Genomic DNA, 12357 nt, shown 5'->3' with positions numbered 1-12357 from the left:
AGGTTAATTTCCAGAATTTTTCGTTAAATATTAAAAGATAGGTTGTGTGGAAAAGCGATCGCCTACTAGTCTAAAATCAGGCGATCGCCTCCTACAAATCGCCAATCACTGGTGGTAACATCTCTAACACCAGAATCTCTACATCAGGAAAATGTAAGGGTGCGATCGCTTGTTCTTCTGCCAAAATTGATTTAATTTGGTAGCCCTCTGGACTCGGTTCCCGGAAAACATATAGTTGACGACTCACTACATCTAACACCCAGTAATCGGAAATTCCAGCTTGTGAGTAAGCTTTGGCTTTAATTTCACAATCTAGTTTCAGGCTGCTATCTGCCACCTCAATAATGAGATACACTTCAGATGATGTAGGGTGATGATCTGCATAGTCCAAAGGGTCTATTTTGACAACCGCAATATCAGGTTCTGGTTCAGATCGTTTATTTAACCTGATAGGGTCTTGAACACATATCAAAGCCAGGTTACTTAATCTATTTTGTAGCAATCTATCAGTTCTTCCCACCGCCGACCGATGGGCTGTTCCTTTGGCGACCATCCAAATAATCTTTCCTTCTAAGAGTTCTACCCTTTCCTCAGCACCAAAAATCCCCGCCTCAGCCATCCGATGGTAATCTTCCACTGTCCAGAGACGCAGTTGTAATGTAGTTTCTGAGTTTTGCATGATTTTTTGCCAATGGGGAAAGTGTTGTTATTTTAAATTTGACATATAAGCAATAATATGTATATTAAATTTCATCTTTCTCCACAGCATCAAAGATTTGCGAAACTTGCAAATTTAGCTGACTAAATTGGGGAGAGATAACTAAATCATCACCGGCAAAATTACCAAATTCTGTGTAAGTATTGCCAGTTAATTCTAAAACTAAGACAGTTTTCGCTTCTGGATCAATAATCCAATATTCATGAATACCACAGTCTTGATACTGTATCCGTTTGGCGATGAAATCTCGATGTCGTTGTAATTCCCCTGGGCTGACTACTTCTATTACTAATAAAGGTGGTAGCATGGTCAGGCGAATAGTATTACGCTGTGCTAATTGTTGAATATGTTCTTCTCGAATAATAGTTAAATCAGGATAACGGTTTCTCGGTTCACCTCTGACTTCTAATTCCAAACCATGTCCCCGTACTCTATCAATCCCAATCAGCAATGCAAAAATAAGCAACAAACGATTGGCAATCTGCACGTTAATTCCTGATTCTGGGGGCATCTCGATTAACTCACCATTAAATAATTCATAGAGTTTATCTGTACCATCATCATAGGATAGGTATTCCTCAAAACTTTGGAATTGATGTTTAATTTGCAGCATCAGACTTCCTCCATGAGATATCTAATTCCTATTATGGTTGTTTATCGGAAAAATCAGGTTGACAACCGAGTGAAATTGTAAGCGAGAGCTTTCCTTGCTCTCCTAGTTAAAGCTTTACACCTAGTGGGAGTTTTTTCTCCCCCTGCTCCCCAGCTCCTCCGCTCCCCTACTTTTCACTGGCTGGTAATGTGAATTTCATCGAGTCTGTGAATTACCACATCAGCACCTTTAACATTATCTGGTTTATCTATCCAAGTAATGCCAATACAACCTGCGGCTTGAGCATGGCGCGCCATTTGCATATCGCCCACGGAATCACCTACCATTAAAGTATGTTTTGCTTCTACGCCCAAAACTTGGCAGGCGTGAATAAATAAAGCTGGATCTGGTTTACTCAACCCCTCATCTACACCTATTGAGGTTTGGATGTAATCAGTTAATTGATATCTGACTACAAAATCTTTTACTTCTGCGGTGGGAGCAGCAGACAAAATACCCAGCTTTAACCCGGCTGATGAGAGGTACTGTAAAACCTCTAGAACACCTGGAAATAGTGGTGGCAGGGGTTGTGTGAGTATATTTTTCCGCTTCATCTAAATATTGACGCGCTATTTTTAAGGATTCAAACCAACCCCTACCAGTTTCAGCGATATAGGCGGCGGTGGCGATTTCTGTTTCTCGACGGCTTGCGACTGCCATTAATCCCCTATGATCTAAAGTATTGCCATTAATGCCGTAGGCCATTAACAATGGTTCGCCAATTCCAGGGATTTGAGCATCGATTAACCTAGAGACTTTTTGTCCGAGCGATCGCAAATAAACTTCTGAGTCTTCTAAAGTACCATTTTTGTCAAAGAAAATGGCTTGAATGTTTTCAAACTTGGCATTTCCACAATGAATAGTCAGCAAAATATTTCCCTCCTCTCAAAGTTTTTAATTAACCATAAAAAAAGAGGGATTTCCCCTCTTTTCTTAATGCTTTAATGTTTTGAATTAAAGTAGTTTATTATTCTTCAATGGCTGCGGGAATCTCTTCCACTAATTCTTCGGTTTCGGTAGCTGCGGGAATTTCTTCTTCAACAGCACTAATCTCTTCTGCACCTTCTACGGGGAGAGTAATACCTTGCTGTTTAGCCAGCATTTGTTCTCTGTACTTAGCTGCCATTTCTTCGGCTTTATCATAAACCAAATCACGGTTTTTAATCATATCGCCGGGTTCTGGCTCTAACTGCTTAGTAGACAGAGAAATTCTACCTCTTTCAGCATCTAAATCAATGATCATGACTTTAACTTCATCATTCACATTGAATACGCTGTGGGGTGTATCGATATGTTCGTGAGAAATTTCTGAAATGTGCAGCAAGCCACTGACACCACCGATGTCAATAAATGCACCGTAAGGCTTGATACCGCGCACTGTACCGATAACTACTTCGCCTACTTCCAGGCGGTTCATCTTGCGTTCAACTAACGCGCGACGATGAGATAGAACTAGACGGTTACGTTCTTCGTCTACTTCCAAGAATTTTAAAGGTAGTTCTTCACCGACTAAATCTTCTTTAGGTTTGCGGGTGCTAATGTGAGAACCGGGAATAAAACCACGTAAACCCTCAATTCTCACCAATGCTCCCCCACGGTTGGTGGCGAATACGCCTGAACGCACGGTGGCATCTTCTGCTTGTAGCTGTCTAACACGCTCCCAAGCGCGCATATATTCAATCCGACGGATGGAAAGGGTTAACTGTCCATCTTCATTTTCATCGGTGAGGATGAAAAATTCTCTGGTTTCGTTGGATTGTAAGACTTCTTCCGGGGCATCAACCCGGTTTATAGACATTTCTTGTATAGGTATATATGCTGCTGTTTTAGCACCAATGTCAATCAGAGCGCCACGCGGTTCTATACTAAAAACTGTACCTGGTACGATATCTCCGGGGCTAAAATGATAATCGTACTTGTCTAAGAGGGCAGCAAAATCTTCGTGAGTAAATCCAATTTCTGTAGCGGTTAAGTTCTGATTGACCATGCTGATTTGTTCCTGGTTCTAGTCTCCGTAAAGGTTATGCCATAATAGCGATTATGTATGCAACTGCCTAATTCGGTAGTGTACATTTAATTATCTCTCAATCCTAGCGCAGAAAAGCTGGTGCTAACACACTTCAACTTCCAGACAGATTATTATATCATAAACAGTTGTCCCAGGTAGAGACAGTTTGCCACAATAGGGTATTGGATTTGGGGTAAAAGAATTGCTGCGTCTTGATTAGACAACTACTTTAAATATTTTTGGCATTTAGAATCACTTACCCGCTTAGTTTTTAGAATTGATAAATATCTTCTGAGTCAGGGTTTAAGTATGTACGCTCTGTGTCAATTCCCATACTAGAAAATTGCTCAATTATCAACTTCATTCTCGCTTCTGGTAATTGATTTCCTTGTTCCCAGGATAATAACAATCCATTGGCAATTAATTGGCAACGGTGCATTCCGAAACTTTCCTGATTTGTCAATTTTCGCTCTACTTCTTCCGCTAGTCCCATTCCTGGTGCGAGGTATTTGGTAAATAATGGCACTTGGGGTTGGAAGTATTGCTGATGACTGCTGTATATGCTTTGAATAATCGGGCGAATAGTGGCATAGTCTCTTTTATCGAAATACAGCACTCCTGAATCATAACGCCCGTAATCACCTGGATTATACAAAACCTTGAAACTAAAAGGTATGGCAATTTCATTGAGAGCCTGGGATATTGCTTTCATAAGAGCAATTGCACCGCCACTAGTCAAATTCAGGTAAATTCTGACCATACTAGGACGAATATCAGCATTTTGTCCATAATTTGCTCCCGCATCACCTACAGCCATATAAAAGCCTTTTGTGAGCAAACTTTTGGGCATTTTAATCGATACACTATCCCCAACAGTTGCATTTTGTTGTAATTGGGACAGATGTTTGACGGGTTCTATATGTAGTTTTAATCCTTTTTTGGTAACAACTAAATTACCGTCGGCTTCTTGTTTGATAATCTGCCAATTTGCGTCAAAATATCCTGTGCCGTAGTTATTGGCATCGATTTGTTGATGAAAGTCAGCGTCTATATCTGAAAAAGCATGATTTTCGACATCTAAACGTTGGTTGGATGGTGTTTGATCGAGTCTTAACTTAGATTGAAGAGAGCCATTATAATAAATGCCGTAAATATAAGTACGTAATTGTAGACTGAGATATTGTTTTTGAGTTTCTGGTGGCATTTGAGAAAAACATTCAACCATATTAGGCGCAAGTGCCAAAGGTTGATAATGAGGGTGATGGATGGAAAAATCAGCATAAATTTCAATTTTTTGAGCAATGTCTTGTAAAGTGTCAATTAATGAAGTATTGACAGTTTCTTGATTGGATATTTGGGAAAAATTAATTAGTTGCATCATAATTTAGAGAAAGTAATTTATTTAAGCGATCGCAGGCTGATTAATGAATGTACGAGCAGCATTACCAAAAATAGTAGGAATTGATTGTTCAGGACGACATAACAAACTTTTAGCTACTTGTAGTAAGCAAATTCCGGTATTATCAAAGGTGCTTTGATAGTGCAGCATCACCCGAATTTGTTGAATCAAGGCAAAACCAGCACATTGTATGAGTTGTGGGATAAAATTTGGTCTATCCACCAAGATTTCAGGAAATTCTTGGAGATAAGCCTGGGTTAAAGCTGCAATGGAAGGTTGAATTTTTTCTAGTGGTGTATTAGCTAATCTTAAGGATTGTTCAATAGTGAGAGATTGGCTAAAGAGCAAGCTATTCAACCAAATCAGCAGATAGCTACCGATGAGTTTACCTAAATCTAATGCTGGATCTCCCCAAGTGGAACGTTCCCAATCAATGAGGCGAATAGCATTTGCATTTGCTGTTTCCCAATCATGAGCAAGTAGTAGATTATTGAGCTTGAGGTCATTATGAATTAAGCAGCAAGGATGCAGTGAATTAGCAAGTTCTGTAACTTCTTTACCTAAGATTTCATATCGCTGATAGAATGCTAAAAATTTGAGGGCATCAGGAGGAGCGATCGCGAAAACTTCTGGTGTGACTCGCTCTAATTTATTAATTAGGTAATGTACAGGATTGCTGTAAATATTTTGGGGATATTGAGCTAAAAAATCTCGATATTTTTGCTGATTATATGTTGCGCGGTGAACAGTAGCGATGAGTTTACCGACTTGACTAGCTATCTCTTGGGAAAATATATTCTGATCACTATAAAATTCATTTAAATCTTGATAATTATCGAGGTAATCAAAAACGAGAATAGCATTATCTTGATCATAGTGAATTAACTTACGTAAATATACTTGTAGATAATTCAATTCAGGGAAATGCTCAATTAAATCCTGCATTTGCCACTCATATAAAAACTCATTTTGTACCTTGCCGACTTGATTAACTCTTTCCTGTTTAATCAAGAACTTTTTACTATCTGGTAAACTGAGTAATAAATTGAAATTTTTAGCAGCGATCGCTTCCACTTTAACCGCAGATTGAGAGATTGATTTATCTAATATTTTATGCTCAAATAAATACTCAAAAACATTCTGAGAATTCAATTTAATTTTCATATTTCTGGCGTTGGTGAGATGGTCATAGCCCAGCTTGATTAATTAACATATCTGCGCTTTCAGAAGTAATTACGAATAGACAATACTTTTTAAGCAAATTTTATTAGACTCAAGTGTGACTTTTATGTCATTAAAATATTCGCCATTTATCAGAATTTAAAAATTTAAATTTTTGCGTTATGTGGCAAAGTTAAAGTAAGACCTAACCCCCTAACCCCCTTCCCTAGTAGGGAAGGGGGAAATTTGAAGCCTCTTTCTTTTTAGGGCTGAGGTACTCTACGAGAAGAGCTTCGCTCTAGGTAGAGAAATTTTCCAGATTCCTTGAAAAGTCAAAAATTAAATTATTAATGTCCCAAAATTCTGAGAACCAAAACAGACAAAAAATGGGACATCTGTACAGAGTCCCATCAATGAATACTATGTAAGTAATTTGATACTTCCTCACCAAACTGATGCAGCCTTGATCCTGCTTATGGTAAAGTCGGCTGTTCTGCAACACTCAGAGGAGTTTTAGACTCTGGTTGAGGATTATCTGGTGCGATCGCTGTAGTGGTTTCCTCCGCATCATGAATTAAAGTAGGAAGACGCAAAGCACTAAGAGCAGTCTTAATAATTACAGCCGTAGGAACAGCGACAATTACACCTAAAAGTCCGCCAATTCTCGCTCCAGTTAATACAGAAATTAATATCCACACCGGATTTAAACCTGTAAAACTGCCTAAAATGCGGGGTGCAATCAAATTTTCGAGAATTTGCTGTACAATCACAGCCGCAATCAAAACCTTGACTCCCATTGAGAAATCTTGCAAAGCCACCAAGGAAGTAGTCAGCGCAATCCCGACAGAACCGCCAAAGGGAACAAGAGCCATAATCCCAATCGTCAAGCCAAATAATAGCCCAAAGGGGACTTTCAGCCATAAAAACGTCGGAATTAAGGCTGAAGCCATGCAAGTAGATAAGATGAGCTGGGTAATAAAGAAATTTTGAAAACTCAGACGTACCGTTTGAGAAAATGGCTCACGGAATCTTGTGGGTAGCCACTCCACTAAACTTTCCCAGAGTTCGCCGCCATGCTGTAAAAGATAAAAAGTCAACACCATCGTCAACAGAAAATCCAGCAGGCTGGTAAATGTCACCACAGCCAGATTTAAAACTTGACCGGCGATCGCTTGTAGTTGTCCCTTGACACGATCATTAATTTGCACTACCAAAGCATCCAGGTTCACAGGTAAACCCATCACTTCGGCTTTCTCATTCAACATCATCAACTGCGATCGCCCAGAATCAATTAACTCTGGAATGCGTGCTACTAACTGTTGCGCCTGGGTAAGAGCCAGAGGAAACAAAGTTACCCCCAAAGCCAAAAGCACCGATAGAGCTAGTAAAAACACCAAAACCGCGACTTGCTCTCGTTTTGCACCGTGATACTCCATCCAGCTAACGGGATAGTTGAGCAGAAATGCTAAAACTGAGGCTCCAACTAGAATGACTATTAAGGAGTGGAAATAATTAAAAATTGCGGCAAATGCCCAACCATTGAGAACTAACAGAGGAGCGAACAGTGCGATCGCCCCAATTCTTGCTATTGGTGTTAGTGTCTGCCACCAGTTGAATAGCTTGCGTGTCTGCATCTTAAACCGATTGCGGGATAGAACTCAATAAAATTCTCGATCTATAGCTTATTATCTCTAACTACATCACACTCATTCATCCCTCTAGTTTAGGATTCGACGAACATCTTATGAAAAATGCGGAATCGAGTGATCATCCACTGTATCAAGAGAATAGCACCTGGAAAAATGAGACTGGGGAAGACATGACCCAATCCCTACCTTGTCAAAACGATGCAGAAAACACCAAAACACAGTTAATTCTCTATTTAATCCCTGTGATTGGTTTTTTCCCCTCCCTTTGGGCGATTTATCGCCGTCAAGGTAATCGGGAACAACTAGCTATCAGTCGTCTGTCTATAACTCTGGCGTTTACTTGGCTGTTAAGCTATCTGTTGTTAGCCACTGGTGCAGCAACTTCTGATTTTTTAGCACTGCGAATGTTAATCCTGAATAGCTTTTGTACATCTGGTTATTTTTTGGTGAGTGTCTGGCTAATTTTCAGGATATTGAGAGGGAAGTCTTTTCGCTTACCAGTTTTAAGTAATTTAGCCCGAAAATTATGGGAATAATAAACTGGTAAAATTCACAAGAAAGCTATATAAGCTCTCAGTATTTTTCCATAGTCAACAATGCTGGGTAAATATTTCTCTCAAAAATCACGATTACAAAATTCAAAATTATCAATACAATTTATTCCCAGTCTCCAGTCCCCAAAAATCTTTCGTTTACATCTAGTCAAACAGAGTCAATTGTTGTCATACTTCAAGGAAACATGGAAAGATTTGTCACAAGGAACAAAAATCCTGCTATAAGTGTTGTGGTTAACACTATATTGACAAGTCAGTATGGTTTATTAAAGTTAGCTATTAAGGGTTGATTTATCTGTATTGTTAGTCGGCAAATTTACCTAAAATTAATCAGTTAAGTGTGAGGAAGTCTGTGACCAGTCAAAGAACTTCAACCGAAGGAAACCAATCAGCAAACGCCTCCAAGTCCAGGGGAAAAAATCCTAAATCTGGGCGTTGGCTATGGTTCTGGGTGGGGATGAGTGGTATTGCTATGGTGTCAGCAACAGCTGGTGCATTGTTAGCTGTATCTTTCAGTAGTAGCACACCATTACAGCAAAACGAGTTAAGTCCTCAAGAAGAAGCCGTCTTTGACAGTGACGCGATCGCGGGTAGTGGGTTACGCTTCTCCGAATTAACTCGTCCCGTCAATCTTTTAGTGATGGGGATGAGTGTACTACCGTCCGATGTGCAGAACCCTCCATCTGAAACCAAAAATTTGCGATATTTGCCGCAAGTCAACTCCTTTGATGGTCTATCGGATGTCATGTTACTGGTGCAATTTGAACCAGAGAAGAAAAAAATCGCCATGCTGTCCATTCCCAGAGATACCCGCACCGAAATTGAGGGATATGGGACAAGAAAAATTAACGCCGCCAATGTAGAAGGAGGCCCTGCTTTAACCGCCAAAACAGTCAGCAATGTTTTAGGCGGTACAGGGATTGATCGCTACATTCGGATTAATGTTTTAGGAGTAGAAAAACTCATTGATGCTTTGGGTGGAGTGACAGTCTATATCCCCAAAGATATGAAATATCGTGATGACTCACAACACCTATATATTAATTTAAAAGCGGGTAAACAGCATCTGAACGGTAATCAGGCTCTACAATTACTGCGTTTTCGCCACGATGAGCTAGGAGATATTGGACGGATTCAACGTCAACAAATGGTAATTCGGGCTTTAATTGACCAAAGCCTCAACCCCATGACCTGGAAAGAATTACCAAACATTCTCAACGTAGTCAAAGATAATATTGATACCAACTTAACCGTTGAAGAACTGGTGGCGTTAGTAGGTTTTAGCGTCCGGACTAATCGGTCGAATATGCAAATGTTTATGCTCCCTGGACGCTTTAGCGAGAATGGTGAGTTTGATGCTAGCTACTGGATACCCAATAAAAGAGGTATTAACAAGCTCATGGCGCAGCATTTTGGCGTAGAATCAACATCCGAACAGCAAACTACCGATCCCACTAATTTAAGGATAGCGATTCAAGACAGCACAGGCAGCGATCGCTCTCAACTCCGTCCATTAATCAAAGCTTTGGAAAAAGCCGGATATCGTAACGTCTACGTTTATAAACCTTGGTCTGAACCCTTAGAAGTAACTAATATTATTGCTCAACAGGGAGATGGTGATGGTGCTGAGTCAATTCGCAGTTCTCTAGGTTTTGGCGAAGTTAAAGTAGAAAGTACCGGCAGTCTCGACTCTGATATCAGTATTCAACTAGGTAAAGATTGGTTGCAAAAGAAAGATTTATTAGATAGTTCTAATAGTTTTTGATGCTATTAGGAATTGGAAATCAAAGAGACGCAAAATTTTGCGTCTCTTGTTTTTATACTCTTGCTAACACTGGTTGGTTCTGCACTGCACTAGCAACATTTGATTCTGGATCTGTGCAGTAAATTTCACAGGAATTATTGGGACTTTCAATCAGTTTGACTTTGTGGAGCTTCGCGCCTAAATTTTGAATGGGCGATCGCAGTAAATTACTAATATACAAAGCAATATTCTCAGCCGTCGGTACAACCTCAGCAAAATAGGGAATATCTTTGTTTAAAAAGGTGTGGTCGAATGGTTCCACTACATAATCATCTATCACTTGATTCAAAGCACCTAAATCCACAATCATTCCTGTGCGTTGATCAATTTCACCTTTAACAGTGACTTCTAAATGGTAATTATGTCCGTGTCCGTGGGGACGGGCGCATTTACCATAAATTTCCTGATTATCTTCATCACTAAGATTAGGACTGGCTAGCCGATGGGCTGCGCTAAAGTGAGTGCTGATAGAGAGGTAAGCTTCCATTCCGTTTCCTATATAATCTGCCCAAAGTTCAGGATTTTCAAACAACTGTACGCGGACTAGCGGTAGGTGGGGTGCTAGTCTTTGCCAAATCACTCGTGCGATATTTTCCGTCGTAGGCAAAGTTTGTTGAAATTCTGCCCAGACATCATTGAGATAGGAAAAGTCTAGTTGGCTGGTGACTTCTTTTTTAATTACGTGCTTCACATCAGACAAGTTCAGCACCATACCATATTCATCTAATTCTCCAGCCATAGAGATAAATAGGACATAGTTATGTCCATGTCCTGGAAACTTAGAGCAAGCACCAAATTTCTCAAGGTTCTCGGCTGGACTCAATTCTGGCAACCAATAGCGATGACTTGCCGAAAACTGAGCGCGGCGATTCACAATACATTGCATGAGTACACTGGGAGCAGAATTTAAAATTTCTTAATCTTTCTCTATATTCCAGCATAAACCAATTCTCTGGTGATTAGTCATTGGTTATTAGTTAGTAGTCAATAGTCAATAGTCATTAGTCATTAGTCATTAGAGAACAGGGAACAGTTTTTCCCATCTCCTACCTTGTCCCCCTTGTCTCCCTTGTCTTCCCAATCCCCAATCCCCAATCCCCAGTCCCCAATCCACAATCCCTACTCAAGCAACTGACGGCGTTTCTGCTCAAACTCATACTCAGAGATCAATCCTTCTTGACGTAGACTATCTAACTCACGTAAAGCGTCGGCGATCGCTCCGATTTGATTACCTACATCTGGGGTTTTCACAGCTGACTGACCAAAGTTAAAATTGCGATCAAATGCTTCCTCATCTTGGGCTAAATACCAAAACCCCTCAATCGCACTAGCCACTTTGGGAATTGGTGTCCACGACAGCGCAAGATACAACAAACCCCAAAGGGGCTGTCCTAAATAAAATTTATGTAATCCAGAAAAACTAACTGTGCCAGCAAAGGCGAGAATAGCCGCCACACTTCTACTTTTGCGTTTAATTAACATATGCCTAATTGATCAACGACTACCACAATTGTCAGCATCAGACAGTCATAGGGGAATTCTAATTAAAGGAAGCCCCTCATCAACCTCTAAATCCTCAAACCTTGAGTAATAACCCATGAAAACAAATGAAATTTAGAGGGTATGGGAAAAGTTACGATTTATGTATAAAGATACCTTTTCACCCTACTTTAACCCTCTCCTTCGATCTGGGAAGCAAATATGAATCTATTGTATTAATGTGAACTCTCCAGTACCCATCACCTCATCTCCAATGCTATCTTGAAATTCCTAGCGGCCTATCTACCATGATGTTACAGACTCCTCTACTCACAGAATTGCTCCAGCATCTATCAGACGACCCCTACGCTATTTTAGGAATTGCAGTAACAGCAGATGAGCGTAGTATTCTGAGGCGTTATTATGTATTGGCAAAGCTGTTACATCCTGACCAGGATAGCCGCAATAAGGGAGACAAAGAATTATTCACAGCCATATTAACGCGGTTAATTAATCCAGCTTACGCTGAATTGAAGAATGTTCAAAAGCGGAGTGATAACCTAGCGAATTTGCGTGCTAAAGCCATCACCTGGGGAAAAAAAGCCGTTACCGAGCGTAATCCTTTGCTCAAAAAGTTCATGGGGATGTCTCTTCAAGAAGCCCAGTTATTTTATGAAAAAGCGATCGCTGATTACTCCAAAATTCAGTATCAAACACTCAATCAATCTGCCTTAATTGTCCAAAAGCTCAATGAATTGAACTTAGCTTACCTATACTTACAATCACAACCATTATTTAACCCCAAAGATAAAGCATCTCAGGCTGTAATAGTTTCGCCCACTAGAAATCCCACAGTGGTAGCGAAACTAAATAAAACTAAAAATTCTCCCGCATCCACCATCAATTATGCTCAACGTCATTATCAACGAGCGA

The 12357-nt window shown here is 40.1% G+C and carries 11 protein-coding genes and 1 pseudogene; 3 read left to right on the top strand and 9 right to left on the bottom strand.

What is annotated here, in order from left to right; all coding sequences use genetic code 11:
• Positions 1-91 precede the first annotated feature (91 nt).
• The 7 genes and pseudogenes from CV014_RS25110 to CV014_RS25080 all read right to left on the bottom strand — a co-directional run bounded on the left by CV014_RS25110 (position 92) and on the right by CV014_RS25080 (position 7572).
• Positions 92-679 (bottom strand): Uma2 family endonuclease, encoded by a 588-nt coding sequence (locus tag CV014_RS25110; protein WP_236144504.1) that lies wholly within the window; start codon positions 677-679, stop codon positions 92-94.
• Between the two features lie 64 nt (positions 680-743).
• A complete protein-coding gene (locus tag CV014_RS25105) occupies positions 744-1331 on the bottom strand; it encodes a Uma2 family endonuclease (protein WP_236144503.1) in 588 nt (195 codons plus the stop codon).
• Between the two features lie 173 nt (positions 1332-1504).
• A pseudogene (locus tag CV014_RS25100) lies at positions 1505-2240 on the bottom strand (HAD family hydrolase).
• Positions 2241-2337: 97 nt separating this feature from the next.
• Positions 2338-3357, bottom strand: coding sequence for a 30S ribosomal protein S1 (locus CV014_RS25095; protein WP_103139562.1), 1020 nt, complete (start codon positions 3355-3357; stop codon positions 2338-2340).
• A 292-nt stretch (positions 3358-3649) separates the two neighbouring features.
• Entirely contained in the window at positions 3650-4759 is a 1110-nt protein-coding gene (locus tag CV014_RS25090) for a T3SS effector HopA1 family protein (RefSeq protein WP_329608442.1), read from the bottom strand.
• 21 nt (positions 4760-4780) lie between these two features.
• The gene (locus tag CV014_RS25085; RefSeq protein WP_236144502.1) at positions 4781-5941 is read right to left on the bottom strand and encodes a phosphotransferase; all 1161 of its coding nucleotides are present in this window, start codon (positions 5939-5941) and stop codon (positions 4781-4783) included.
• Between the two features lie 470 nt (positions 5942-6411).
• Complete coding sequence (locus CV014_RS25080) at positions 6412-7572, bottom strand: AI-2E family transporter (protein WP_236144501.1); 1161 nt, start codon at positions 7570-7572, stop codon at positions 6412-6414.
• Between the two features lie 185 nt (positions 7573-7757).
• Here CV014_RS25080 and CV014_RS25075 point away from each other — a divergent pair, with 185 nt between their 5' ends.
• Both CV014_RS25075 and CV014_RS25070 read left to right on the top strand, forming a co-directional pair.
• The gene (locus CV014_RS25075) at positions 7758-8123 is read left to right on the top strand and encodes a hypothetical protein (RefSeq protein ID WP_236144522.1); all 366 of its coding nucleotides are present in this window, start codon (positions 7758-7760) and stop codon (positions 8121-8123) included.
• Positions 8124-8493: 370 nt separating this feature from the next.
• A complete protein-coding gene (locus tag CV014_RS25070; RefSeq protein WP_236144500.1) occupies positions 8494-9906 on the top strand; it encodes an LCP family protein in 1413 nt (470 codons plus the stop codon).
• A gap of 52 nt (positions 9907-9958) precedes the next feature.
• Here CV014_RS25070 and CV014_RS25065 read toward each other — a convergent pair whose 3' ends face one another.
• Both CV014_RS25065 and CV014_RS25060 read right to left on the bottom strand, forming a co-directional pair.
• Positions 9959-10831: a 6-carboxytetrahydropterin synthase gene (locus CV014_RS25065; protein WP_236144499.1), complete on the bottom strand. Its 873-nt coding sequence runs from the start codon at positions 10829-10831 to the stop codon at positions 9959-9961.
• A 233-nt stretch (positions 10832-11064) separates the two neighbouring features.
• On the bottom strand, positions 11065-11427 hold the full coding sequence (locus CV014_RS25060) for an NINE protein (RefSeq protein WP_236144498.1): 363 nt from the start codon (positions 11425-11427) through the stop codon (positions 11065-11067).
• A 305-nt stretch (positions 11428-11732) separates the two neighbouring features.
• Here CV014_RS25060 and CV014_RS25055 point away from each other — a divergent pair.
• On the top strand, positions 11733-12357 hold a 625-nt coding region (locus CV014_RS25055), incomplete at its 3' end, for a J domain-containing protein (RefSeq protein ID WP_236144497.1).

The sequence above is a fragment of the Nostoc sp. CMAA1605 genome (assembly GCF_021596505.1).
Classification (GTDB): Bacteria; Cyanobacteriota; Cyanobacteriia; order Cyanobacteriales; family Nostocaceae; genus Trichormus.
Note: the sequence above shows the minus strand (reverse complement) of the source record. Positions and strands in the feature narration are given on the sequence as shown.